Source organism: Lacticaseibacillus sharpeae JCM 1186 = DSM 20505, assembly GCF_001436225.1.
Lineage (GTDB): Bacteria > Bacillota > Bacilli > Lactobacillales > Lactobacillaceae > Lacticaseibacillus > Lacticaseibacillus sharpeae.
Genome location: NZ_AYYO01000005.1, coordinates 40,374 through 65,439 on the forward strand (window position 1 = coordinate 40,374; position 25,066 = coordinate 65,439).

The following is a 25,066-nucleotide window of genomic DNA, read 5'->3' on the forward strand; positions in this document are numbered from 1 at the left end:
TTCTGAATCCTCTTTGCGGTTATTTGACTAATTTAGCTCTGGTTTCGTGCGCCATCCGTAGCAGTTCCTTGGCGTGTTCCACCGTCAGCGGCGTGATCTCCTCACCCGCTAACATGCGGGCCAGTTCATCGACGCGGGCATCTTCAGATAGCGGCGTGACGGTGCTCTGAGTCCGACCGTCAACGACCTCCTTACCAATCTTGTACTCGTGATTGGCCATGGCCGCAACCTGGGGCAGGTGCGTAATGCACAGAACCTGCGAGCTGGCCGCGATGGTCACAATCTTATTGGCAATGGCCTGGGCAACGCGGCCGGAAACCCCGGTGTCCACTTCGTCGAAGATAATGCTCGTCACACCGTCTGCTTCCGCAAAGATGGTCTTAAGCGCCAACATAATCCGTGACAGTTCACCACCACTAGCGATTTTGGCCAATGGTTGCGCCCGTTCACCAGGGTTGGGCTGGATGTAAAACTCAATCTGGTCGTGCCCGAATGCGGAGTACTCATCTTCTGGGACCGGGGCAAAATTGACGCTAAATACAGTCTTCGCCATGTACAGTGACTTGAGCTGCGCGTGCACCGCATCTTCCAATTTGGCCGCCGCCGCATGTCGGGCCTTGGTTAACCGGCCACCAAGTTCGACAATCTGGGCGCGCAAATCCGCGACCTGCTCTTCCAGCCCGTTGGCGTCAGCTTCCGTGGCTTCCATAGAGGCCAACTCTTTCTGCGCCTTTTCCCCGTAAGCAATGACCGCCGACATGGAATCGCCGTATTTACGCCGCAGCTGCTGCAAGTTATCCAGCTGCTCTTCAACGGCGTTCAGCCGATCTTCATCCCACTCCAGACTGTCCATCTGGCGGGACAAGTCCTTTTGCGCATCCTGCAGGGTGTAATAGGCCCCAGCGATATTTTCGGCAATCTCCGCATACTCGGGGTCCAGATTGCCGATATCCGCCATCGTGGACTGGGCGGTGTCGATGGCATCCAGCGGGTTGAACTCCTCATCGCTCAGGACTCCGTACGCTTCCGCCAGACTTTCCTGAATTCGCTGGAAGTTCGCCAAACGGTCACGTTCAACTTCCAGCTCTTCTTCCAGATTCGGGGTCAGGTTAGCCGCACTAATCTCATCCACCTGGAACCGCAACATGTCCAGCCGCTGCGCCCATTCCTGCTCATTGGCGTTCTTCTTGCGCAAGGCTGCAGCGCGCTGCTGGTAAGTGGCAAAGACACCGGTGTATTCGCTCAGTAGCGCCTGCAACTCGGGCCCGCCAAATTGGTCGAGCAAATGGACGTGGGTCTCCGGTCGGGTGAGCTCCTGGTGCTCATTTTGGCCGTGAATATCCACGAGCGTTTCGCCGATGGCCCGAAGCGTACTGGTGTTGACCAGGGTTCCGTTCACGCGGCAAACGTTGCGACCACTAGCGTACAGGTCCCGTTCCAGCAGCACCTGGCCGCCGTCCAGTTCCAGGTCAACCTTGGCCAGTTCCGCTTTGGTGTGCTCGTTGTCTGCAGCGTAGAACATACCCTGGAGCGTCGCCTTCTTCGTCCCCGTCCGGATGAACTCACTTGAAGCGCGCGCACCCGCGAGCAGCAAAACCGCATCGATAATGATGGATTTCCCCGCCCCGGTTTCCCCGGTCAGTGCCGTCATGCCTTTTTCAAAACTCAGGTCAAGGGATTCAATTATCGCAAAATCATGAATGACTAATTCTTGCAGCACGTTAGCCCCTCCATTTTTACTTGTTAGTCGAGTACCATCCGCATTTCTGCATAAAGTTCACGCGCCGCTGCCTCCGACCGCGCAATCATGAGCAGGCTCGAGTCAGTGGGCACCGTCGCAAAAATCCGGTCGTCGTGGTGGGAAGCAATGAGGCTCGCCACCGCGGGGCCACTACCAGGAGTAAGTTCCATGTTGACGAACTTATCCTGCACCTCGACGTTTTGCAGCGCGGAGACAATCATCCGGTCGCCCTTGCCGGCGGTTTCGGTGCGCGCAATCGGCATACTGTAACGGTAGCGCCCAGCATCGATTGGCACCTTCACGAGTGCCATATCCTTGATGTCGCGTGAGACCGTCGCCTGTGTCACCGCCATGCCGGCATCCAGCAGCAGCTTGACCAACTGATCTTGGGTTTCAACGACATTACTCGTCAGAATCGAGCGAATTGCTTCTTGCCGTGTTTGCTTTGCCATACTTATATCCTCCCAGCGATTCCGGGTATTAATCCGGCTCTTCGCACCGCTTGCTCAATGGGTAGCGGCTCTATACGTATCATTATACAGGTAAAAGGACGTAATAAGCGCATAATATTCATGAATATTATGCGTTTATTAGGAACTACTATTCACTTAACAGCATAAATCTAATCAAGTGTCCCGTGGGCCGCGGCCAGAACGTCGTCAACACTCACTTCGGGCATAATTTGTGCCCCGTCGCCCGTATTTTCGAGCCAAATCAAGAACTCGATGTTCCCTTCGCCACCCTTAATGGGCGAGAAGTCCAATCCACGGACGGTGTAGCCGGCTTCCACCGCGAAGTTCACAATCATGTCGAGCACAGCGCGGTGCACCTTAGGATCCTTTACGATGCCGTGCTTGCCAATGTTTTCTGGTCCCGCCTCGAACTGCGGCTTGATCAGCGCCACTGCATACCCGTTCGGCTGCAAGATTGCCCGCAATGGGGGCAAAATCAGCTTGAGGGAGATGAACGAAACGTCGGTAACCGCGAACTCAACCTGACCGTACGTGAAGTCCTCTGGCTTGGCATAACGGAAGTTGGTCTGTTCCATCACGTGCACCCGCTCATCACTACGCAGCTTCCACACCAGTTGGTTGGTCCCCACATCGAGCGCGTACACCTGCTTGGCGCCATTTTGCAGGCAAACGTCGGTGAACCCCCCGGTACTAGAACCGATATCGAGCACGGTTTGATTAGTCACGTCGATGCCAAAACTGGTGAGTGCCTTGGCGAGCTTCAATCCACCCCGACTCACGTACGGCAACTTCTTGCCCTTAACGTGCAGCTCGCTATCCGCGGCAATCTTCACGCCTGGCTTGTCCAGACGTTCGTTGTTTTGGTCGTACACCTCTCCCGCCATAATGGCCCGCTTGGCTTGTTCACGTGATGCAAATAATCCTTGGCCCACAGCCAGGACGTCAACTCGTTCTTTCACAGTAATCCTTTCTTATGCGAGATAATCCGCAATTGCAGCGAGGACGGTTACATCCACACTTGTCTGGTTCAATTCTGCTTGCGCCCGTTCGTACTGCTGGTGCAGTTGCTCTTTGGCGCCGGTAAGCCCGTACAGGGACACGTACGTGGTCTTGGCGTTGGCCGCATCTTGGTTGTTGCTCTTGCCGAGCTCTGCCGCCGTCTCGGTCACGTCTTCAATGTCATCCTTAATCTGGAATCCAAGGCCGAACGCACTGGCAAAGTTGTCGAGGTGCATCCGGTCTGCCGGACTGGCGCCACCGACATTCGCCCCTAACGCCACTGCGGCCCGCAGTAGCGCACCGGTTTTGTGCCGGTGCAACGTCGCTAGTTCTGTTGCGGTCAATTCCTTGTGGCTGCCTTCCATATCCATCATCTGGCCCGCCACCATCCCGGAACTACCGGCTGCTTGCGCCAGTATCCGTACGTTCTCGGCACGGACTGCTGCGGGCAAGTCACCCGCAACCGCGCAGCTAAAGGCGTCGGTGAGTAGCGCATCCCCAGCCAAAATGGCGGTGGGTTCGTCAAACTGGACGTGGCTCGTCAACTTTCCCCGCCGTAGCTGCGCATTATCCATCGCCGGTAAGTCATCATGAATCAGTGAGTACGTGTGGATGAATTCAATCGCACTTGCGGCTGGGTAGGCACTGGCCGGATCTGCGCCTAGCACCACCGCGGTGGCAAGCACGAGCAGCGGGCGCAGTCGTTTGCCGCCTGCATCCAGCGAGTAAGCCATGGCGGTTTTGAGCCGGTCATCGTGGCTGGCAGTCAGGGCGTTGTCCATGTACTGGGTGAACCCGGGCAACACCGCGTCTGCGAACTTATTTAGCGTTGTCGTTTGGGTCAAAACTCTTCAACTCCCCATCGGCCGTCATAACCTTGGTTACAGCGGTTTCGGCTTCTTTTAACGTCTTATCCAGCTTCTGGGCCAAACTAACGCCCGCCTGAAACTGCGTCATTGCCTGCTCCAGGGGTACGTCGCCCTTTTCCAGCTGGGCCACAATCTGCTCCAGCTGCGCCAAGTTCTCTTCGAATGTTGGTTTCGTGTCTGCCATGATATCCTCCATCGCCGTTTAGGCCTTTGTGTCTGGCGTTACCGCCTTCACCTTGGTTGTTACCGTCCCGTCCGTTACGTGCACGACCGCGGTTGCGCCAACCTTGAAATCACTGGTACGCGCAATCAATCTGCCGTCTGGGTCAGTTACGTACCCGTACCCGCGCGCCATCGTCTTCAGGGGGCTCAAGTGATCCAGAGCTTCCGCGGCCGCCTGTGCGCGCTGCGCTTGATTGTGAATCACCTGTAATGCTGCCCGCGGATTCCGCGTTGCTAAATCGTCTACGTGCTGCTGCAACTGGCTGATTCGGCCAACTAGTCCTGCGTGGGCTAGCCGACGCTGCAAATACTGCACCTGATTTTGGGTCTGACCGAGTCGCTGAGGCAATACGTTGGCTAACCGTGTGCGCAATTGGTCCAGGCGCTGCACGTAATTGTCATACAACCGGGCCGGCTGTGTCAGCATCACACTCCCGCGCGCCCGGTTGAGGCGTGCGCGTAAGGTGCTGAGCTCAGCCGTTTCGGCCCGTACTAGCCGCGCCGTGAGTTTGTCAACGTTAACCGCCGCTTGGGCCGCGGTCACGGGGGTCACGTATTCGGCCGCCGCCGTCGGGGTTGCGGCCCGGTAGTCGGCGACGTAATCGGCAATGGTCACATCGGTTTCGTGGCCCACCGAGGAAACAACGGGGATGTGCATCGCCGCAATGGCGCGGGCAACACGCTCCTCGTTAAACGGCCAGAGGTCTTCGATTGAGCCCCCACCTCGACCAACGATGACCGCATCGAACTTGCCCACCAAATCCACGTTGTGCAACTGGCGCACGATATCATCAGCCGCCTTATCGCCTTGCACCAAAGTGGGAAAGAGTACGAGTTCCAGCTGCGGATAACGCCGTTTGACCGTCGTCATGATATCCTGAATCACGGCCCCGCTCGGACTGGTAACTACGGCCACGCGCTGTGGATATTGACGCAGTGGCCAAGCGTTGTGCACCTGATACAGGCCTTCCTTCTGCAGGTTCTCGTTCAGCTGCTGGAAGGCGGCGTACAGTGCCCCAACCCCGTCCGGTTCTAGGCGCTCAATGGTCATCTGGTAGTTCCCGGTTGGCGGATAAACGGTAATCCGGCCGACCGCAAGCACCCGCATGCCATCTTCAAGCTGAAACTTCACCTTCGCGAAGGCACTCTTGAACATCGCCACGTTAATCTTGGCACCGTCGTCCTTCAGCGAGAAGTACTGGTGCGTTGGTCGCTGGCGAAAGTTGGATACTTCACCGGCAACGTACACCTCACGCATGTACGGGTCGGCGCTGAACTTGCGCGCGATATATGTCGTTAGTGCCGTAACGGTCAGGTAATCACTAGGTGCCATACGCTTATCGTCCTTTCCCAGCCGGCTTTTTGCCGCCTACTAATAGATTGCGCCAAAACTGGCCAAAAGCCCCGAAAAAAATCGGCAATTTGGCCAAAAAATATGTAAAGCAAAGCCGGGGGTGGATTCCCCCACCTCCGGCTTGACAGTGCCTAATTTGCTTGCGCTGCTGGTTCAATGAAGTTAGCGAGAATCCCGTTAATGAACCGGGCTGTCTGCTCATCGGCAAATTTCTTCCCGAGTTCAATCGCTTCATTCAGGGCCGCCTTGTCGGGCAAGTCGTCCTCGTACTTAATTTCGTAGAGCCCGAGACGCATGATAATCAGACTGGTTTTGGACAAACGGCTGAGCGTCCAGCCCTTCTTCAGGTGGGCAGTGATTTCCGCGTCCAGTTCGGTCTGGTGCAGGGTAACACCGTCAACCAAGCTAATCAGAAAGCCTGGGATGGTCTCCCCTTCAGGCAGAACTGCTGTGTACGTCATTTCGCGATCTGCATCGGGATTGGCGTCAATGGCGAATAGCGTCTGAAAAGCTGCTTCGCGAATTGCGTGTCGAGTAAGCATTATTCGTCATCCTCGGTATCTTCAAATAAGTCTTTAGGGTCAATTTTAGCAACTTTTTCGGGCACAACCCCGACTACGTGAACGTTAACTTCAGTCAGGTCCAGGTCAGTCATGAATAAGAGCTGGTCACGTAAGGTTTCCTGCATGTCCAAGGCAACCTTGGGCACAGAAACGCCGTAGTTCAAGTACACGTAGACGTCAGCACTCAAGCGGCCGTTGTCTTCGTGCAGTGCAACACCCTTACCCCGGTTCTCCCGGCCGAACAACTGGTTGATGCTAGAAGCGAGGGTCCCCCGCATTTGGTAAACACCGTCAACGCCAACTGCGGCGATGCCAAGAATTACTTCGACAACCTCTGGCGCAATCTCAATTGTTCCTTCGTTGTCGTGTCCGGTTAAAATGATGTTCGTCTCTTCAGCCATAACGCAACCTCCTTATTTGGTTGGTAGCAACTACTTGCTATCAGTACATGTCGTGCCCGTAAATATGCGCAGTAATTATGCGCGTGAAATGTAAGAACCGTCAGTCGTGTTAATCGTCAGGACGTCGCCTTCGTTAATGAAGAATGGGACGTTGACCACAAGGCCGGTTTCCATCGTTGCAGGCTTGGAACCACCTGAACTGGTGTTACCACGAATCCCGGGTTCGGTTGCACTAACAGTCAGGTCAACTGTCTTAGGCATTTCAACCCCGAGTGTTTCGTTGCCGTGCATGATGATGGTGACAACCATTTCTTCCTTAAGGTACTTAAGCGCATCAGCAAGCTGATCTGCGGACAGAGCAATCTGTTCGTAGGTTTCCTGATCCATGAAGTTGTACTGGTCGCCATCAGCGTACAAGTACTGCATCTTCTTGGTGTCAATCTGCGCCTTCTCAACCTTTTCGGTGGAACGGAAGGTCTTTTCTTGAACGGAACCGGTCCGCAGGTTCTTCAGGGTTGAACGTACGAATGCGCTCCCCTTACCTGGCTTAACGTGCTGGAATTCAACAATGCGCCAAAGGTCATTGTCGACTTCAATCGTCAGTCCGTTCTTAAAATCGTTTACTGAAATCATGCGAATCCTCCAAGATTACATTCTGTTTTTATGGTAACAAAAGCGTCTAACGGGCGCAAGAAAACTCGCGTCCGCACACACAAAAACACCGGAGTCACGCACCATCATGCAGAGCTAGTCTACTTGACGGGCGGGGCCATCTGGGTGCGGCGTGCGTTTAATCTGTCTGCTTCGAGCAGGCCAGACTCAATCGTTTGATTCATAGTTTGCCTCTTACTGGACGAAGTTGTCCGTAACGTGGTGGTGGCCCGTTCAAATAACGAACCACTTAGGTAAAATATACGCCAAATCGACACCAACGACAACGTTAGAACGTATCCTAACATTAAAAAAACGCTCCTCGAGGGGAGCGTTTTATCAGCTTAATTAAGCTTCCACTGGGTAAACGGAGACCTGCTTCTTGTCGCGGCCAAGACGTTCGAACTTAACGATACCGTCTGCAACTGCGAAAAGCGTGTCATCGCCACCGATCTGAACGTTCGTCCCTGGGTGAATCTTCGTACCGCGCTGACGGTAGAGGATGTTACCAGCCTTAACGAACTGACCATCGGCGCGCTTGCTGCCAAGACGACGACCTGCAGAGTTACGACCGTTAGATGTGGAACCGCCCCCCTTATGGTGAGAGAGGAATTCAAGGTTTTGCATTTCCATTGTAGTACACCTCCATATATAGGATTAATACGGATTGCTCCGTGGATTAGAATTAAAGGTTGATAGCGTCAATCGTAACTTTCGTGTATGGCTGACGGTGACCCTTCTTCTGGTGTTGGTGCTTCTTAGGCTTGTACTTGTAAGTAACAACCTTCTTTTCCCGGCCCTGTTTTTCAACCTTACCGGTAACAGTAGCACCTTCAACAACGGGCGTGCCAATCTTGGTTTCGTCGCCGCCGACAAGAATAACCTGGTCAAAGGTTACGGTTGAGCCTTCTTCTGCGTCGAGCTTTTCGACGTAGATAGCCTTACCAGCCTCTGCCTTGTACTGCTTGCCGCCAGTCTTGATAATTGCGTACATGTGTACACCTCCTACGTGCCTCATCGGCTAATTCCCTGAGTACTCGCCGCGATAGGTGCTTACGCTTAATGCCTATCTACGTGCGGTTGCAGTCGCAGGGTGACAAATACAACGTTGATATTTTACCATAACCAGCCAATTTCACAACCCTTTACTGAAAAAATGTGCCTGTTAACCGCAAATAGCGCGGAAAACAGGCACAACTGACGTTAAAATTAGCGTTCCCGCACGTTAGCGGTAAAAATTTTGCAAATGCAAATGTAATTCAGGGGCGAACGTATTCAGTTGCTGAATTAATAGTTGCACGTATTCGGCCGTCCAGTCATTCTCGGCTAAACTCCAGCGGCGAATAATGGCGACATCCAGCATTGCGGCCAAATCAATGATGTCGGCTAATTGCAATATGCCGGTGTATTGCTCCGCGTTGGTATTGGCGTAGGCCACAAGTGCGCGCGTCAACTCAGTGTGCAGTGCTTTGATGAACGCATCCCCGTCGTTTTGGAACAGGACGGCAAATCCGTTTTGTGCATTGCGGGCATAAGCTAACGCCGCCTGCAAGTTCATATGTGGGGTAACATTGGCCTCATCTGTCAGCACACAGTGGTGCATAAAATCGGCGGCGGTATCCACCAACACGGCAGCGAAGAATTCTGCCTTATCTGCATAATGTTGGTAGAACGTTCCGCGCGTGACTCCGGCAAGCGACGTGATGTGGGCCACACTAAGTTGCTTTTCATCGCCAGAGAGGCTTGCTATGTATGCCTGCCGCAATCGTTTCTTGGTCTTGATAACTCGTGGATCTGTGTGCCGCTGCTGTTCCACTGGCATTATGGTTCACCTCCTAAACTACTAGGAAAAGTATACCAATCTGGATTGAACGTGTCCACAGTGCTTTGACGTTATGTTAAACTTGTTCCAGCGCCCATCATCGTATATACTGCGCTCATAGTCTCGTACACGTCGGGACATCCAGGAGGTTTCATATGTTTATCGACATCATCATCTACTTAATCGTCGCCGGCCTGCTCGCCGTGGTCATCGCGCGCCTCAGCCAGCCCCTTAACCTGGTAGTCGCGGCAATCATCGTTTTGCTCGTCCTCATCATCGCCCTGAAACTCTTCGGCGTTGGCATCTTCAGCCTGCTGCTCCTCGTATGGATGCTGCTAGTCATCGGTGGGTTATACCTGTTGCGTGGCTATGTGCGTAGTGGGCGGATTTAACTTAACTTTAATATATAGGAAAAGGGGCGGACAAATAATGTCCGCCCCTTTATCGTGCCCCTGCCAAGGACCTTAAGCATACCACTTGGGCGGAACAGTTGGCACCTTTAATTAGCATTTTCATCCAACTGCGCCAAGGGGCCTAAGAATTCGGTTGTCGGGGCGAGGGTCACTACGCAGTTATACGTCGCGCGCAGGAGCCAATACGCGTCATTGCCAAAACGTAAGTCGGCATCAACCGCCTGGGCGGCCCGGACAACGGTTGCCATCACCCCATCGTTCGAGGTATGCAGACCGCCGCGATTCCACCAGAACCACACGTGCTCACCGCCAATCACCGTTTGCAATACGAAATCCACTAGGGCACCTCCCGGCATTCATCGTTACCTCTAGTTTACCAGTTGCCTGACCAATTCAAAAAATCCCCCGAAGCAAAATGCCGTCATACCGGCTTTTCGCTTCGGGGGATTTGTGGTTGACCCCAATTTTTTTGCAAAATGCGTAACGGGATAAACCACTTTTTGCAACCGCTACTGCCGCACCTGCCCGTTACCCGTAATCTCATACTTGATGGTTGTCAGGGCAGTCAGGCCCATTGGTCCGCGCGCGTGCAGCTTCTGGGTGCTAATTCCGATCTCGGCGCCGAAACCAAATTCCATGCCGTCCGTGAACCGTGTCGATGCGTTCACGTACACACAGGCGGCATCAACACGCTGCTGAAACCGCTGGCCCGCAGCGATTGAATTCGTCACGATGGTCTCTGAGTGCTTCGTGTTGTGTGCATTGATGTGGGCAATCGCGTCATCTTCGGAATCCACAATCTTCACGGCCATAATCAAGTCATTATATTCGGTGTCCCAATCAGCAGCGGTGGCAGCCACAACATCGGGCACGAGTGCGGCCACCCGGTCATCCCCGCGCACTTCAACGCCGTGCGCCCGCAGCGCAGTAACCAGCGCCGGCACAAATTCAGCGGCAACGTCCTTGTGTACGAGCAGCTTCTCGGCCGCGTTGCAAACTGATGGCCGCTGCACCTTCGCGTTGACCGTGATGTCAATCGCCATGGGCAGTTCGGCGTGCGCATCCACGTAAATATGGCAGTTACCCGCACCCGTTTCAATCACCGGCACCGTCGCCTGCTGCACAACCGCGTTGATGAGCCCGGCCCCACCACGCGGAATCAGCACATCCAGGTACGCAGTCAGGTGCATGAACTGTGCGGCCAGTTCGTGGCTCGGATCCGTAATTAGCTGGATGGCCGCCACCGGTAAACCTGCCGTTTTGAGTGTTGCCCGCAAAACGGTCACCAGCGCGATATTGCTGTGCATGGCTTCCTTGCCGCCGCGCAGAATCACTGCGTTGCCGCTCTTGAAGCAGAGTCCTGAAGCATCCACGGTCACGTTCGGGCGGGCTTCGAAAATCATGCCGACCACCCCAAGTGGCACCCGTTTCTGCAGAATCTGCAGTCCAGCATCGTTCACCCAGCCCCGGTCGATTTTGGCGGTCGGGTCGGCCAGAGCGGCGACGTCCCGCAGACCCTGGGCCATATCGGCAATCCGCTCGGGGGTCAGACGCAGGCGGTCAACGAATTTGGCTGCCACTAGGTTTCCCAACAGGTCCTCCTGGTTGGCCGCGATAATCGTTGGCGTGGCCGCAACCAGGTCATCCGCCATCTGCCGCAACACGATATTCTTCTGGTCAGTACTGAGCAAAGCCAGACTGTAGGCTGCATTTTTCGCTGCTTGCCCCATAGCATTCAAATCATTCTTGTTAATTACCATTAACAGCATCCTCCAATTCGCGGTGGCCAAACCAGGTCCCGAGTCGTTCACCAGCCAAAATTCGCAGCACGATGCGCGGGTCGGCGCCATTGGCCAGCACCATTTGCCCACCACCAGCGAGCATGCGCTCTGCCGCCCGCAATTTGGTCACCATCCCGCCCGTACCAAAGCGCGTGCTCGTTCCGCCGGCGCCCATAATCACGCTGGCCGAAAGGTGCTCAACCTCATGGAGCAAGTGCGCATCGGCGAACTTGTTCGGATCCTTGTCGAACAATCCGTCAATGTCCGACAACACAATCAACGTGTCCGCGCCAATCAAGGTCGCGACCATCGCGGACAGCTGGTCGTTATCCCCGAACGTCGTGTGGTGGTCGAGCTCGTCGGTGGCCACCGAGTCGTTTTCGTTGACAATCGGCACCACACCCTGGTCGAGCAGTGCGTTGAAGGTGTCGAGCGCGTGCTGTTTACTCAGAGGGTAGTCGAACACGTCGTGGGTCAGGAGCAGCTGGCCCACCTGCGTGCCGTAGTCGCTGAAGCGCTGCGTGTAGAGGTTCATCAGTTCCATCTGCCCAATGGCGGCGAGCGCCTGTTGCTGCGCGATGGCTTCAGGCCGGGCCGTCAAGTGCATCCGGTCTAGGCCCACGCCGATTGCACCTGAGGATACCAACACCACCTGTGCACCCTGATTGTTAAGCGCCGACAGCGTGTAGGCAAGACGTTCAATCGTCTGCAGGTTGACCTTGCCCGTTGCCGGGTGGATCAAGCTGCTCGTGCCAATTTTGACGACCACGCGGCCATATTTGATAATTCGCTTGTCTTGCATCGCTTGTTCCTCCATCGGTGGTTGGGTTAAAAAAAGAGCGCCAGTTCAACCGAGGCACCCGTCTCCGGGCGGTACCATCCTCGTTTGAAGCAGCACTCCACACTTTTGCAAATATTATAAAACTAAGATTAACTCCAGCTTGGATTCGCAACTTCGAGACGGCTTGCAGTCGGTGACCGTCCTTCCTGGGCTGTGCTACTATGACCAGAGGGTTGAGCTTCCTCAACAAAAGTAGTTTAACTTACTTTGTTTCTGAAAGCAAATGCTATTTTTGGAGGTAAACAACATTGGTTAGCCTGTGACCCCGTCATCATTCGTGTTAACATTGTTATAACCATGTGCTACAATTTAGGATAAAGGGGATGAAAATATGGCGACAAAGACAACTGATCGTGTAACCGTTCGGGTTGATCCTGAACTGAAGGCAAAAGTGCAACACGACCTTAAAGAAATGGGTTTAGACATGAGTACGCTCATCACGATGACCTTTAAGCAGATAGCACGAACACACCGCCTACCGTTTACTCCCGATGCAAACAGCCCAATGGACATTGCGGTTGCAAATGTGCTTGCTGGAAACGTCGTGCAACATGGATCTGTTGATGACTACCTCAAAGAGATTGATAGTTATGACGATACAGAGGATTGACACAGCAGACGGATATGACCGTCAATTAAAACGGATGTTTAAGAAGCACTACAGCAAATCGCTATACAAGGAAGCAATTCGTGCTTTAGCAAGTGATGACCGTCCTGTGTTAAACCAGTTGAGCGATCACGCGCTACACGGCAACTGGCAAGGGTTTCGCGAATTACACGTAGACAAAAAAGACTGGTTATTAGCGTACACAATCGACAATGGTAAGTTAATTTTAACTCTGACCGCGACGGGCACTCATGATGATTTGTTCGGGCATTAACACTCACAACAACGTGGGTGTTTTCTTTTGCAAAAAAAATAGCCCCCACCCAAAAGTGAGAGCAACCGCCCCGAGCAGTTATAATTTTCGTAACCCACAACCCACACTGCAACCCACAAACTTATGTGGGTATTTGAGTTTTGTAGGTTTTTAGTTGTAATTATTTGTTATCTGAATGCCTATCTGACGCTATTCGACGCTATAAAAAAGTCTGCTTATGCGACAGGCGGGGTTCGAACCCGCGACCGATGGTTTAGAAGACCATTGCTCTATCCAACTGAGCTACTATCGCGAACGCATACTAGTATATGGAAAATAACGGGCAATTGTCAATCTAATTCAACAAGATGTGTGTGACAAAAACGCCGCGACAAAAAGATTTCGCGAACGGCCTTGCCCCAATTGCCATTCCGGCATACACTATTTTTAATGAACATTAAAGAATGAAAAGAGGACCATCATGCGTCTTAATCAATTTGCCCGGTTAAATCCGGACCACGCGACCCAAATCGCTGAACTCAATACAATCGGTCTGCCCACCGAAAAAGCCAGTCTGGCTGAACTTGCCCATGCTACCTACCAGGCATTCGAAGCCCAGGCGCTGACTGCCAGCGCTAAAGATGAGGCATTAGCGGAGCGCGCCGCCACCACCAAGCTGGACGTGGCCGCATTCCTGGCCGGCAATCCCACCAGTATTAGCCGCGAAGTGTTCTACACCATTGGCCTGCAGTACCTGGGGTTTGAAGCCGGTATCGACTTCCAGTACGACCAAGTGCTCGAATTCTGCAAGCAGACCAGACTGCCAATGGTGGCCGGCGACATCACCAGCCAAGCCGAATTTAACGCCGCAATCTACTTGCTGCTGAACACCCGGTCGAAGCACTTGGTCACCTTAATTGATTTGCTGGCCACCAAGGGCTTCCTGCAGCACCTGTCCGGCAACTTTGTCATCTTCAACGGCAAAACGCTGCCGACCTTCGATACGCACAAAGTCATTCGCGAACGCGTCTGGATCGAATCCGACCTGGATAGCGACGCCGATGGCCAGCGCGACATGCTGGAAGCAACCATCTTCCGCCCAGGCGAAACAGCCGATGGGGTGAAGAGCCCCGCGCTGTTCACGGCTAACCCCTACTTCCACGGCACCAACGACGTGACCGCCGTGACCCACGTGCCTGAACCCGAATTGGCCGTGAAGCCTGCCCGTAAGCAAGCAAGTGCTGAGCCAGTTGTCCGGCCAGACCTGCCGCAGCGTGAAGTTACCGGTGAAGTGACCACGGCGGCCGCATACGGTGATGAAGACGGCATCTACTCCCTAAATGACTACTTCCTCGCCCGCGGGTTTGCCACCGTCTACTCCGCTGGGGTCGGAACCCGCGGCTCTGACGGTCTGCGCGGAACCGGGAACCAGGACGAAACCGACAGTGCGGTCGCGGTCATCGAATGGCTGGGCGGCACGCGCCGGGCGTTCACCACGCGCACTGGCACCACCGAAATCAAAGCTTGGTGGTGCAACCACAACGTGGCCATGACCGGGAAGTCCTACCTGGGCACCCTGGCCATCGCGGCTGCAACTAGTGGCACCCCCGCCCTCAAGACCGCCATTTCCGAATCCGCTATTTCTAGCTGGTACGATTACTACCGCGAAAACGGGTTGGTCGTGGCCCCAGGCGGTTTCCAGGGTGAGGACGCCGACGTGCTGGCCGTTGACACATACTCGCGGCTCAAGGCTGCTGGTGATGCGAACAAGGTTGCAGACAAGTGGCAGGCACGCCTGGCCGAACTTGGCGCCGACCAGGACCGTGAATTTGGCGACTACACCCCATTCTGGGACGCCCGCAACTACCGCAACAATGTGGCCAACATCAAGTGCGACATCATTAGCGAGCACGGGCTCAACGACTGGAACGTTAAGCCGAAGAACGTCATCGAATTCCACAAGGCGATGGCGCCCCTGTCCGCCCACCACAAGCTGTACTTGCACCAGGGCCAGCACGTCTACCTGAACAACGTCTTGTCCCTCGACTACACCGACCAGATGAACTTGTGGCTCAGTAACAAGCTGCTGGGCGTGGACAACGACGCGCTGAACCAGCTGCCCGACGTCACGATTCAAGACAACGTGGAGCCAGAAACCTGGACCACCAGTGCTGACTTCGGCACGGGTGCCGGGATTAGCACCCAGGATGTGCCTTTGGGAACGGACAAGCAAACCTTCACCGACCACAGCACCGCCGAATTCAAGGCGCACAATGACACTAGTGACGGATTTGAATTCAACATTATCCAGCCCGAATCAATCTATGGTGATTCCCGCATCGTGTTGCCGTTACTCAAGCCTGAACAGGACCTGGTCATTGAAGGTACACCGCACCTGTCCCTGACGCTGAGTGTCGACGCCCCATCCGCCATCACGAGTGTGCGCCTGATTGACTTGGGTGAAGCAAAACGGTTCACGCCAAACGCCGGGCTTGTTGAAGCGGCTGGTTACCCACTGGGCTATGACTTCAAGAGTGCCAACATCTTGGAATTCAAGAACGCGCCTAAGCCAACCCAGGCCAAACTCATCAGTCTAGCCCACGCAAACACACAGAATCCAATCAGTCCGGCCGAGAGTATCGTCACCGCGCCGGGCACAGAAGTAACGCTGGAGCTGGATCTGCAGCCAACGCACTACCACCTGCCAGCAGGCCGCACTTTGGCGCTGATTATCCACGGCGCCGACCAGGCCCAAACTATCCGGCCAACCCGTGAAGTCACCTACACGCTGAACCTCGGCGCAAGTAAGCTGACCTTGCCCGAACGTAACTAGCTGCACGCACACCAAAAATGCCACCGCAATCGCGGTGGCATTTTTCATTGCTAATATGAGTAGATTGAATACGTTGGGTTGTAGCCTGAACTCCAGTCAAAGCTCGTGTTCAGTTCGTTCTGGTGCGTAACCGCGTTATCCACGGTCTGCGATGACTTGCCGAGCTGGCCGCGCAGTAAGTCGCTGACCCGCTGCAATTCGGAAGTCTGGGTTACCTGGTAGCTAGCCCGGTTGATGTACGCCCCGACACCCTTAATCTGGTCGCGCTTCACGTGCTGCAACGCTTTGCGGTAGCCGCTGTTCGAACCAATCCCGACCAAATCGTCGAAGGTCAGGTTCATCTGCATGTTCCCCTTCAAGGTCTGCAGCAGTGGCTTGTAGTTCGTCAGCGTGCCCGCGTTCAAGACCTTCTTCATGATGGCCTTAATCACGGTCTGCTGCCGCTTCTGGCGCCCGTAGTCCCCTTCCGGATCATCGTGACGCATCCGGGCGAACTGCAATGCCCGCTTCCCGTCCAGGTGGGCCTCACCCTTGGTGAAAATCCCGGCGTCGTGTTCGGTGTCATCCCATGAGAATGGCACATAAACGTCAATCCCGCCCACAGCATCGACAATATCGGATAGGCCACCCATGTTCACGGTGACGTAATAGTCAATCGGGACGTTGATCAGATTCTCAACGGTCTTCACCGCCACTGTCGACCCGCCAAGGAGGTAGGACGAGTTAATCTTATGAAAATTAGGTGTGCTGGAGCCGGTCTTGATGTCCGCAAGCGTATCGCGGGGGATGCTGACCATCGTGGTCTGCTTCTTCTTGGGGTTAATCGTGACCACAATAATCGTGTCGGCGTTCCCCTTTGTTTTCCGCCCTAGGGCCCCGGTATCTGTCCCGAGCAGCAGGAACGACAGCGGCTTTTCGTTCTTAATCTTCGCCGTCGCATTCCGGCCAGAAATCTGCGCGAAGGTATCGCCAATCGCGTTCTTAGTGTCCGCGTACATCCGGAAACCGTAGGCCGCGAGGACGAGGATGAGTCCAAAAAGTGAAATGATTAAAAAGTGGCCAATCGGGTGATGTGGCATTACTCGGCGTCGCAAAGACATGGTGTCGCCCCAACTTTCGTATAAACTCTTATGCAATAGTATAACACGTCAAAGAGTAAGCATGTGTGCCGGATGCAGGCTTAACTTATTCTTACTCGACAAAAAGGGGGTAAGCCTGCAGTGGCCTACCCCCTTTTGTAGTTTAGGTGTTAATTAGTAGAGTTCCAGGTACTGGTCACGTTCCCAGTCCCCGACCTGCTGCCGGTAAGCCATCCATTCCATGCTCTTAGAATCCATGAAGCTCTGGAACAAGTGGTCACCCATGGACGCAATCACCACGTCGTCATCTTCCAGGGCCTTCAGCGCGTTGTGCAACGTGCTTGGCAGGTCCTGAATGTGGTTCTCCTTCCGCTCGCTAGGCCGCATCCGGTAGATGTTACGGTCAACGGCTTCTTCTGGCTGCAAGCCTTCGCGGACCCCGTCCAGGCCGGCTGCCAGGATTGCCGCAATCGCCAGGTATGGGTTAGCTGCAGGGTCAACACTGCGCAGTTCCAACCGGGTGGACAGACCACGGGCGGATGGAACGCGGATGAGTGGCGAACGGTTGTGACCAGACCAGGCGATGTATACTGGGGCTTCAAAACCAGGAACAAGCCGCTTGTAGGAGTTAACAATTGGGTTGTTGATGGCGGTCAGTGCACGCGCGTGCGTGAGCAGACCAGCAAGGAAGTGCATGGCGGTGTCAGACAGCTTCTCTTCGCCATCTTCATCGTAGAACACGTTACCCTGCTGGTTGAACAGGGACATATTGATGTGCATCCCTGAACCGTTGATACCGTGCAGTGGCTTCGGCATGAACGTTGCGTACAGGCCGTGCTTGCGGGCAATGGTTTTGACCACGAGCTTGAAGGTCTGAATGTTGTCGGCAGCTTCCAGCGCGTCAGCGTACTTGAAATCAATTTCGTGCTGACCAGGAGCCACTTCATGGTGGGATGCTTCAACTTCAAAGCCCATCTTTTCCAGTTCCAGCACAATGTCCCGCCGGCAGTTTTCACCAAGGTCCAGAGGTGCGAAGTCGAAGTAGGAACCCTTGTCGTTCAGCTTGGTGGTTGGCTGGCCGTTCTCGTCCAGCTTGAACAGGAAGAATTCTGGTTCGGGTCCGATGTTGAAGCTGGTGTAGCCCGACTGCTTCATGATGTCCACCTGACGAATCAGGTTGTTGCGGGGGTCACCAGCAAATGGCGTCCCGTCAGACAAATGCACGGAACAGATGAACCGCGCCACACGCCCGTGATCGTTACCCCAAGGGAAAATGAGGTAAGTGGACAGGTCTGGGTACAGCAGCATGTCACTTTCTTCAATACGGACAAATCCATCGATACTGGAACCGTCCATCGTCACCTTGTTACTCAAAACCTTCTCAAGCTGGGAAACAGGAACCTCAACGTTCTTAATCATGCCGTTGATGTCCGTGAACATCAAACGTAAGAACTGAACATTTTCTTCCTGAACGCTTTGCCGAATCTCATCAGCAGTGAAAACTTTGCGAGCCATGTGAATCCCCTTTGTGGACATTGTCCGAATATTTTTGTGGTACTAGTGAAAACCTTGACTGTACGGGCTCTGTCCCGATTGGCCGAAACGCTGGTTGTACAATTCCTCACGCAACAGCCGCCGCGCAGTTGCGTCGCTAGTGTGTTGCTGCTTGTGCTCGCGAACCCGCTTGATGTCCGCGAGCGTCATGCCGGACCGCCGCTGATTAACAATGGCGATGAGTGAATCCACGTCGTTCAGCGAATACATGCGGTGGTTGCCGGCGTTACGCAGTGGTTTCACTAAGCCTTGCGCTTCAAAGTAGCGAATCTGCCTAGCTGTGAGGGTTGTTAAGGTCATGACCGTGCCAATTGGGAGCACAGCGCGCCGCCGCAATACATCATCTTCGACCACGTCTGCACCTCCTAGCTGGTAATGAACTCAACCAAACGATGGTGTAAGTATAGCAAGCATACCAAAGCGGGTCAACTTTATCTGTTAGATAATCTGACATTGGCCCCAAAATTTTCAAGGTAAATAAAAAACGCCGAACATTCGGCGTTTGTTGAACCGTGGACGGCGGCCCGCAATGCAATTATTCGGCATTATCGGATAGATTTTCATTTATCCACGTATATACCAATTTTTCTATCTGGGCCATACGCTCCGGTTCCTGAATCAAATCGAACCAGTGTGGTGCCATTTGGTTCCGGAAGTACGTTAGCTGCCGCTTAGCATACCGCCGTGAGTTGCGCTTGATGAGCTCAACTGCTGGCGCAAGCGCCATTTCGCCATTCAGGTACGGAATCAGCTCCTTGTAGCCAATTGCCGCCAACGCCTGGGCATTGGGCCCAGCGATGGCAACCACCCGCTGCACTTCCGCGACCAAGCCCTCCTTTAGCATTTGATCCACCCGCGCGTTAATCCGGGCGTACAATTTGTCCCGGTCCGTAGTTAGACCAATCACCAGCGCATCGTACTTGGGTTCAGGCGGGGTTTGCTGCGAAAAAAGTTGCCCCGTAGTTTCAATCACTTCCAGCGCCCGCACCGTCCGCCGAACGTTCGCTGCCGGAATCTTGGCCGCCGCCGCGGGGTCTCGCTGCTGCAACTCCTGCCACGTTGCAAGTTCGCCGTTTGCATCCGCGAAGTGCTGCCACTTAGCACGCACAGCGGATTCGCCCTCTGTACCTAGGGGCAAACCAAGGCGCAGGGCGTTCAGGTAAAAGCCCGTGCCGCCAACCAGAATGGGCAGCTTACCAGCTTGGCGAATCGCAGCTATTTCCGCATCCGCGCGGCGCATGAACTCGGCAACCGAAAAGCTAGCACGCGGATCGAGGATATCAATCAACCGGTGCTCCGCCGCTGCTTGTTCCGCAGCGGTTGGTTTAGCGGTGCCAATGTCCATTCCCCGGTAGACCTGAAAGGCGTCGGCGTTCACGATGATGCCGCCTAGTTTTTGCGCTAAGTCGATGGCCAGAGCAGTTTTGCCCACCGCAGTGGGGCCGCCAACCATCACAATTTTCGGTTTCTGTTGCATTTTTACGCCGCACGCTCCTTAAAGTTGATTCTTAGTAATAATTATACTCGTGTTTACAAGTGAGATGTTATACAATCAGGTTATAGAAAGCGCAACCTAGAATGGAGGAATTATCATGAAACACAAATTTATCGCAGGCTTCGTCCTTGGCACCTTTGCAACGGTCGCAACCGCAGCTATCAGTGTCTTCACCTTCAAGAAGACCTACATCGACCCAGTTGAAAACAAGGTCGACGAAATCAACGAAAACCGGCGCAAGGCTATCCGTAAGTCCCTCGGTGCCCACCAGGCATAATTATCAGGCCTAAAAAAATCACCCAGCACATTGTGTTGGGTGATTTTTTTGCTGCCAGCGAATGCTTTAGGCGTGCTTCTTGGTCTTCCCGGACCATTCAGCAAAGCCGTCCTTCAGCCAGTAGATTTTTTCAAATCCTTGCTTGCTAAACATCCGTACTGCCCGTAGCGACATTGCGCCGGTTGCGTCATACAGGTAAACTGGCAAGTCCTTGCGCAGACCACTCATTTTCTGACTGAGCAGTGAGTACGGAATGTTCCGTGCGCCAAGAATGTGGTTTGAATCGAACTGATTACTTTCGCGCAAATCAATAATCTGCGCCTTGCGCATCGTCTCTTCAAACTCCGCGCCCGGCAATTCTCCGCCGAACTTCTTGTAACGACGAGTCATAACGTACCGGTAAAGCCAACTGCCTGCCCAGAAGAGAATCATCAGTGCGATGATAATCCAGATGGCAGTGAAAAATGATGATCCTGCCCCAAAAAACATGTTCCAGCCTCCTGCAATAATTAATTTAGTCTAGTGCTAAGCGTGCCGCACCAACGACCCCTGCTGTGTTCCCCAGCGTTGCGAGCACAACCTTGGTGGTAGCGCGCACGTTAGAGAATGTGTACTTCTCGAAGTACTTCTGCACCCGCGTGAGCAGGAAGTCACCCGCTGCACTGACACCGCCACCAATGACGATGTATTCAGGGTTCAGCGTGTTACCCAGGTTAGCCAGAGCAAAACCAAGGTAGAAGGAAACGCGGTCAACAACGGACAGTGCGAGTGGGTCGCCGTCCTTTGCCAAGTCGAATACCATCTTGGATGAGATTTCGTCCCCATCGTCCAGCGTCTGCTTGAGCTTAGAGTCGCCAGCGTATTCTTCCGCCATGTCGCGCGCAACGTGGACAACCCCAGTTGCACTAGCGACGGTTTCAAGACAACCGTGGTTGCCACACGTGCAGAGGTAACCGTTCGGGTCAACACACACGTGGCCGATTTCACCGGCAGAACCAGCGGCACCGTGGAGCAACTTGTTATCCATGAAGATCCCGCCACCGATCCCGGTGCCAAGTGCAACGAGGACCATATTCGGCACGTTATCGCCCGCGCCCATCCAGCGTTCGCCGACTGCGGCACAGTTAACGTCGTTGTCAACGAAGAATGGAATTCCGGTACCCTTTTCGATGTCGCGCTTGACTGGCTGCTTAGCCTTCCAGTTCAAGTTGTAGGCACCGGCAACGGTCCCCTCTTTAATATCAACGGAGCCAGGTGTCCCCATGCCAATCCCGACAAAGTCTGCAGGCTGCATGTTGTACAGGGCCAGGTGGTCATTGATGCTGGCGATAATATCGGGCACAATGTGGCTACCTTCATCAAGAATGTTGGTGTCGATTGCCCACTTCTGCTGAATCTCACCATCAGTAGTTAAAATGGCGAACTTACAAGTCGTCCCACCAAGGTCGACCCCGATAAGCTTCTTATCTGTCATCTGTATCTTTCCTCCGAGTAGTTAATTTAAGGGGGTTACGCACTTCTTCTTCGTGCGCGTGGTTCAAAATAATCTTGGCCCTAGCGTAGTCACTATTTTCGAGCAGGCCCGTCTTGTGCAAACGGTCCAGCTCAATCGCTACCAGTTCCATGTCGTAGAGCCGCTTGCCCAAGTGCACGTATGTTCCGTAGCGCTTGAGCAGCTTCAGAACGTCGTTGTAGGTCTCCATCAAAGCAGGTTACCTCCATACACGAATGCCAAAATTAGCGGTGTCGCCACCAGCAGTCCCGCCATGAGCAGGCGCCGCGCCACGCTGATGTCCCCAATCAATGGGACCCCGACCACACCAGCAATCAGGAATCCGCCGACGAGGCCGCCGACGTGGCCGGCAATGTCGATATTTCCCTGAAACAGGTCGAACACCAAGTTGATGACCACAACGGCCAGCACTGACCGCGTCATTGCCGCGATGTCCGGCCGGTCGCGGAACACATCCCCAACCATGAGGAAGGCGCCAAACAAGCCGAACAGCGATGTGGACGCACCCGCGGCAACCGCATTGGCACTGCCAAACAGCAGTCCGGCAAAGTTCCCGGTGATCCCACTAACAAGGTAAATGACGAGGAACCGCCAATGCCCAAAGGCTTGCTCCGTTATCCGGCCCAGATACCAGAGCGTTGCCATGTTGACGAACAGGTGCATGAAGCCGACGTGTAAGAAGATGGGCGTTAATAGCCGCCACCACTGATTCCCGAGCGTGAGTGCGGGGGCAAAGCGCGCCCCGAGGTCAAATAGCACCCGCGAATTCGTGGAACCGCCGGCGAGGATTTCGACCCCGAACATCAGAACTGATATTGAAAGGAGCACCATGGTCACCCACGGGCCCTCAAAGAAGTTTTGTCTACGCATTGATTACCTCGACTTCCCTGCAATCTATCGGCCGTTCATAGCCGAATTGCTAAGACCAATAAACAATTTTACCATGCTTCCACGTTTTTCGCTACGTAAACCGCTATCTTTCGCGCCACTAGCGCATTTCGATAACGGCTTACACCATTATTGGTTGCCTTTTTTTAGAACCAACCGAACCTCGAAAAACAATTAATAACATACACTAATATTTTCCTGCACGGGGTAATTAAAAGCAAGTATCCCCAGAAGGCGGCTGCGCAGATAAATGCGCAGGGCTCTCCGGGGATACAGCAAAACTATTAAGGCATGGTCTGTTGCGTTGAACTGTAACCAGAAACCTTCTTGACGTGATACATGTCGTAGTAGGCCTGGATAATATCGTGCGTCATGTCCTTAGTGTAACCGTGGGAACTCAGCGAGACGTTCGGCATCACGACCGCAACGGTGATCTGCGGGTTCTTCGCCGGCGCCATCGCAACCAGGGAAATATTCAGGGTATCCACGGGCGCGGAGCTCGTGTCTTCTGGATTGACGTGCGCCACACTCTGCGCCGTCCCGGTCTTAGCGGCGACCCCAGGGTTCAGGTTACCCAGCACCTTCGCGGTCGCCCACGCATCGGTCCCGTGACCAACCAGCCACATCCCTTGCTTGACGAAGTTCACATCGGCATTGGAGTTGCCAATCTTACTCAAAACGTTGGGTTCCGTTGTCGATTCCACTTGGGTCGACCCGTCACTGTTGCTTTGGGAAATGGACTGCACCAGGTATGGCTGCATCCGGTAACCGCCATTAGCGATAGTGGATACGTACTGGCCCATTTCAATCAGCGTGTACGGGTCATAGTTCCCGAACCCAATGCTCAGTGCGGCCCCGGTGTTCAGAACGCCGTATTCGTTGAGCTTCTTCCCGGCAGTTGGTGCAACTTCACCAGGCATATCAATCCCGGTCTTAAGGCCCAGTCCGAACTGGTTGAAGTAGCCGCGCACCTTCTCGAAGACGTCGCTGTTCATGCGCATCCGCTGCTTCGGAATGTAGTCGTTACCGGACACCCCGGCTTCCTTCATGACCAGCCGCATCATGTAGATGTTACTGGAAACTTCAATCGCGTGTTGGGCGGTCATGGAGCTGTAAGTCCCAACTGGGTAGTCAGAACTCTTCACCTTGGTCCCCTTCAGGTAAATTGGGTCTTCAGACTGCGTGTTGTTGGTGCGCGTAATGACGCCATCTTGCAGCGCCCCGAGCACCATCCCCGGCTTAACCGCTGACCCCATAACGAATGATCGGTTAATTACCCCCAGGGAGTCTTCATCGAGCTTACCGGTCTTGAAGTTGTGCTTGAACCCAACCATCGACAGCACAGCGCCGGTGTTCGGATTCATGACCACCGCGTACGCCCCGTCAGACAAAGCGGCATTCCCGTTGCTCAGTGCTTTGTTGAATTGGGTCTTCACGATGCTTTCGACCTTGGCCTGGAACTTGGAGTCAATCGTCAGGGTGATGTTGGACCCCTTCTTACCGTTGTACTTCTCTACTTGCTTGGCAATCTGGTTCGTACTGCTCAGCGTGACTTCGGTCTGCGACTTACTGCCCCGCAGCGCCGTTTCGTACTGTTTCTCCAGGTAGGAAGTCCCCACCCGGTCGTTCCGCGCGTAACCGAGTTCCAGGTAAGACATCAGTGATTCACTTGGCAGCCCCGATTTTTCGGAACTAACCCGACCGATGACGGTGTTCATGCTCTTCCCGTTAGGATATTCACGCTCCCAGTTGGTCCCGAGGTTGACCCCGGGCAGGGACGTGAGGTGTTCACTAACCACCGCAATTTCTTTTTGCGTGACCTTCTGATCCTTGATGTTCACGGTCGACAGCTGGGTGGCCCCATTCATAATCTTGTAAATGGCAGCCGCTTGCTTCTGCGCCGGCGTGAGCGAAATCTTGATGGTCTTAGCGACCTTGAGTTGCACCTTGTACAGCTTGTTGTCCTTGAACTTACGCTGCTTTTTGGTTAACTGTTTGTTGACGCGCTTCGTGTTTTTGGGGTTAGCCAGCCAGTAGTCCTGAATATCCCGTTCACGTAGCGAGCTGGCGTCCACCGTCACGTAATTAGCGAGCCGGTTGGCCACGGTGTACATCTGCTCTGCGGGCGTCGAGACGTTCTTGGTGTACGTGATGGCCGCTTCCGCCTTGTTGTCAACCATGATACGGCCCTTGGCGTCGTAGATTTCCCCACGGGGGACGCTCCCCGCAACGGTCGTGGTCCCGGTGCGATTCACTTCGGCCGCGAAACTTTCACCGTTTGAAATCTGCAGGTACGCCAGTTGGGTGACGAGTCCGGCAAATAGCAAGAACGCCACAAACAACAGGAAGTTTAATCGGAATGGAATTGCTGATTTCGGGCGCTTAGGCCGTGGTGTACGAATGTACTTCAATTGGGCATTCTCCTTACATACTTATG

At 54.1% G+C, this 25,066-nt stretch carries 29 protein-coding genes and 1 tRNA gene; 5 read left to right on the forward strand and 25 right to left on the reverse strand.

The genetic code is table 11. The features are described from left to right. Positions 1 to 19 precede the first annotated feature (19 nt). The 12 genes from recN to FC18_RS01405 form a co-directional block, all read right to left on the reverse strand. Positions 20 to 1,720 (reverse strand): DNA repair protein RecN, encoded by a 1,701-nt coding sequence (recN, locus tag FC18_RS01350; protein ID WP_056975338.1) that lies wholly within the window; start codon positions 1,718 to 1,720, stop codon positions 20 to 22. 23 nt (positions 1,721 to 1,743) lie between these two features. Next, positions 1,744 to 2,193, reverse strand: a complete 450-nt coding sequence (locus FC18_RS12365) for an arginine repressor (RefSeq protein WP_054677506.1) — start codon at positions 2,191 to 2,193, stop codon at positions 1,744 to 1,746. A gap of 170 nt (positions 2,194 to 2,363) precedes the next feature. After that, positions 2,364 to 3,173, reverse strand: coding sequence for a TlyA family RNA methyltransferase (locus FC18_RS01360; protein WP_420806074.1), 810 nt, complete (start codon positions 3,171 to 3,173; stop codon positions 2,364 to 2,366). 12 nt (positions 3,174 to 3,185) lie between these two features. After that, on the reverse strand, positions 3,186 to 3,995 hold the full coding sequence (locus FC18_RS01365) for a polyprenyl synthetase family protein (RefSeq protein WP_082403916.1): 810 nt from the start codon (positions 3,993 to 3,995) through the stop codon (positions 3,186 to 3,188). 37 nt (positions 3,996 to 4,032) lie between these two features. Continuing rightward, positions 4,033 to 4,266 (reverse strand): exodeoxyribonuclease VII small subunit, encoded by a 234-nt coding sequence (locus FC18_RS01370; protein WP_054677511.1) that lies wholly within the window; start codon positions 4,264 to 4,266, stop codon positions 4,033 to 4,035. A gap of 18 nt (positions 4,267 to 4,284) precedes the next feature. Further along, positions 4,285 to 5,637, reverse strand: coding sequence for an exodeoxyribonuclease VII large subunit (gene xseA / locus FC18_RS01375; protein WP_056975339.1), 1,353 nt, complete (start codon positions 5,635 to 5,637; stop codon positions 4,285 to 4,287). A 152-nt stretch (positions 5,638 to 5,789) separates the two neighbouring features. Continuing rightward, on the reverse strand, positions 5,790 to 6,200 hold the full coding sequence (gene nusB, locus FC18_RS01380) for a transcription antitermination factor NusB (protein ID WP_054677513.1): 411 nt from the start codon (positions 6,198 to 6,200) through the stop codon (positions 5,790 to 5,792). Further along, positions 6,200 to 6,622 (reverse strand): Asp23/Gls24 family envelope stress response protein, encoded by a 423-nt coding sequence (locus FC18_RS01385; RefSeq protein ID WP_054677514.1) that lies wholly within the window; start codon positions 6,620 to 6,622, stop codon positions 6,200 to 6,202. Before FC18_RS01385 ends, nusB begins: the two co-directional genes overlap by 1 nt. Positions 6,623 to 6,697: 75 nt before the next feature. Then, positions 6,698 to 7,255, reverse strand: a complete 558-nt coding sequence (gene efp, locus FC18_RS01390; RefSeq protein WP_054677517.1) for an elongation factor P — start codon at positions 7,253 to 7,255, stop codon at positions 6,698 to 6,700. Between the two features lie 366 nt (positions 7,256 to 7,621). Next, positions 7,622 to 7,906 (reverse strand): 50S ribosomal protein L27, encoded by a 285-nt coding sequence (rpmA, locus tag FC18_RS01395; RefSeq protein ID WP_054677519.1) that lies wholly within the window; start codon positions 7,904 to 7,906, stop codon positions 7,622 to 7,624. 52 nt (positions 7,907 to 7,958) lie between these two features. Beyond that, positions 7,959 to 8,267, reverse strand: coding sequence for a 50S ribosomal protein L21 (rplU, locus tag FC18_RS01400; protein ID WP_054677522.1), 309 nt, complete (start codon positions 8,265 to 8,267; stop codon positions 7,959 to 7,961). A 231-nt stretch (positions 8,268 to 8,498) separates the two neighbouring features. After that, on the reverse strand, positions 8,499 to 9,095 hold the full coding sequence (locus FC18_RS01405) for a TetR/AcrR family transcriptional regulator (RefSeq protein WP_056975340.1): 597 nt from the start codon (positions 9,093 to 9,095) through the stop codon (positions 8,499 to 8,501). 155 nt (positions 9,096 to 9,250) lie between these two features. Between FC18_RS01405 and FC18_RS01410 the strand changes: the two genes are divergently transcribed. Continuing rightward, positions 9,251 to 9,487, forward strand: a complete 237-nt coding sequence (locus FC18_RS01410) for a hypothetical protein (protein WP_054677528.1) — start codon at positions 9,251 to 9,253, stop codon at positions 9,485 to 9,487. A 107-nt stretch (positions 9,488 to 9,594) separates the two neighbouring features. Here the strand turns inward: FC18_RS01410 and FC18_RS01415 are convergent, their stop codons facing one another. The 3 genes from FC18_RS01415 to proB all read right to left on the reverse strand — a co-directional run bounded on the left by FC18_RS01415 (position 9,595) and on the right by proB (position 12,091). Further along, positions 9,595 to 9,846, reverse strand: coding sequence for a hypothetical protein (locus FC18_RS01415; RefSeq protein ID WP_056975341.1), 252 nt, complete (start codon positions 9,844 to 9,846; stop codon positions 9,595 to 9,597). Between the two features lie 171 nt (positions 9,847 to 10,017). Beyond that, positions 10,018 to 11,268, reverse strand: a complete 1,251-nt coding sequence (locus FC18_RS01420) for a glutamate-5-semialdehyde dehydrogenase (RefSeq protein ID WP_056975342.1) — start codon at positions 11,266 to 11,268, stop codon at positions 10,018 to 10,020. Further along, complete coding sequence (proB, locus tag FC18_RS01425; protein WP_420806075.1) at positions 11,258 to 12,091, reverse strand: glutamate 5-kinase; 834 nt, start codon at positions 12,089 to 12,091, stop codon at positions 11,258 to 11,260. The genes FC18_RS01420 and proB overlap by 11 nt, the downstream gene beginning before the upstream one ends. Positions 12,092 to 12,461: 370 nt before the next feature. Here proB and FC18_RS01430 point away from each other — a divergent pair, with 370 nt between their 5' ends. After that, positions 12,462 to 12,740: a type II toxin-antitoxin system RelB/DinJ family antitoxin gene (locus FC18_RS01430; protein ID WP_054677533.1), complete on the forward strand. Its 279-nt coding sequence runs from the start codon at positions 12,462 to 12,464 to the stop codon at positions 12,738 to 12,740. Continuing rightward, on the forward strand, positions 12,721 to 13,011 hold the full coding sequence (locus FC18_RS01435) for a type II toxin-antitoxin system RelE/ParE family toxin (protein WP_054677535.1): 291 nt from the start codon (positions 12,721 to 12,723) through the stop codon (positions 13,009 to 13,011). The genes FC18_RS01430 and FC18_RS01435 overlap by 20 nt, the downstream gene beginning before the upstream one ends. A 218-nt stretch (positions 13,012 to 13,229) precedes the next feature. Here the strand turns inward: FC18_RS01435 and FC18_RS01440 are convergent. After that, a tRNA-Arg gene (locus FC18_RS01440) sits at positions 13,230 to 13,303 on the reverse strand. A gap of 168 nt (positions 13,304 to 13,471) precedes the next feature. Between FC18_RS01440 and FC18_RS01445 the strand changes: the two genes are divergently transcribed. After that, on the forward strand, positions 13,472 to 15,823 hold the full coding sequence (locus FC18_RS01445; RefSeq protein WP_056975343.1) for a Xaa-Pro dipeptidyl-peptidase: 2,352 nt from the start codon (positions 13,472 to 13,474) through the stop codon (positions 15,821 to 15,823). A 50-nt stretch (positions 15,824 to 15,873) separates the two neighbouring features. Here FC18_RS01445 and FC18_RS01450 read toward each other — a convergent pair whose 3' ends face one another. The 4 genes from FC18_RS01450 to miaA all read right to left on the reverse strand — a co-directional run bounded on the left by FC18_RS01450 (position 15,874) and on the right by miaA (position 19,933). Then, entirely contained in the window at positions 15,874 to 16,923 is a 1,050-nt protein-coding gene (locus FC18_RS01450) for an LCP family protein (protein WP_054677537.1), read from the reverse strand. A gap of 153 nt (positions 16,924 to 17,076) precedes the next feature. Continuing rightward, positions 17,077 to 18,417: a type I glutamate--ammonia ligase gene (gene glnA, locus FC18_RS01455; RefSeq protein WP_054677539.1), complete on the reverse strand. Its 1,341-nt coding sequence runs from the start codon at positions 18,415 to 18,417 to the stop codon at positions 17,077 to 17,079. Between the two features lie 42 nt (positions 18,418 to 18,459). Continuing rightward, on the reverse strand, positions 18,460 to 18,810 hold the full coding sequence (locus FC18_RS01460) for a MerR family transcriptional regulator (protein WP_156300823.1): 351 nt from the start codon (positions 18,808 to 18,810) through the stop codon (positions 18,460 to 18,462). A gap of 181 nt (positions 18,811 to 18,991) precedes the next feature. Then, complete coding sequence (miaA, locus tag FC18_RS01465; protein WP_056975344.1) at positions 18,992 to 19,933, reverse strand: tRNA (adenosine(37)-N6)-dimethylallyltransferase MiaA; 942 nt, start codon at positions 19,931 to 19,933, stop codon at positions 18,992 to 18,994. A gap of 115 nt (positions 19,934 to 20,048) precedes the next feature. On the opposite strand from miaA, the gene FC18_RS01470 reads away from it, so the two are divergent. Next, positions 20,049 to 20,228: a DUF3042 family protein gene (locus FC18_RS01470; protein ID WP_054677541.1), complete on the forward strand. Its 180-nt coding sequence runs from the start codon at positions 20,049 to 20,051 to the stop codon at positions 20,226 to 20,228. 66 nt (positions 20,229 to 20,294) lie between these two features. On the opposite strand, the gene FC18_RS01475 is transcribed toward FC18_RS01470, so the two are convergent. From FC18_RS01475 to FC18_RS01495, 5 genes are all read right to left on the reverse strand, one after another. Beyond that, positions 20,295 to 20,717 carry a rhodanese-like domain-containing protein gene (locus tag FC18_RS01475; protein ID WP_054677542.1) on the reverse strand — a complete coding sequence of 141 codons (423 nt, stop codon included), beginning with the start codon at positions 20,715 to 20,717 and terminating at the stop codon, positions 20,295 to 20,297. 25 nt (positions 20,718 to 20,742) lie between these two features. Further along, a complete protein-coding gene (locus FC18_RS01480; protein ID WP_054677544.1) occupies positions 20,743 to 21,702 on the reverse strand; it encodes an ROK family glucokinase in 960 nt (319 codons plus the stop codon). Continuing rightward, a complete protein-coding gene (locus tag FC18_RS01485; protein WP_054677547.1) occupies positions 21,692 to 21,931 on the reverse strand; it encodes a YqgQ family protein in 240 nt (79 codons plus the stop codon). Before FC18_RS01485 ends, FC18_RS01480 begins: the two co-directional genes overlap by 11 nt. Further along, a complete protein-coding gene (locus tag FC18_RS01490) occupies positions 21,931 to 22,611 on the reverse strand; it encodes a rhomboid family intramembrane serine protease (protein ID WP_082620447.1) in 681 nt (226 codons plus the stop codon). The genes FC18_RS01485 and FC18_RS01490 overlap by 1 nt, the downstream gene beginning before the upstream one ends. A 302-nt stretch (positions 22,612 to 22,913) precedes the next feature. Then, the gene (locus FC18_RS01495) at positions 22,914 to 25,040 is read right to left on the reverse strand and encodes a peptidoglycan D,D-transpeptidase FtsI family protein (RefSeq protein ID WP_056975346.1); all 2,127 of its coding nucleotides are present in this window, start codon (positions 25,038 to 25,040) and stop codon (positions 22,914 to 22,916) included. Positions 25,041 to 25,066: the final 26 nt, after the last annotated feature.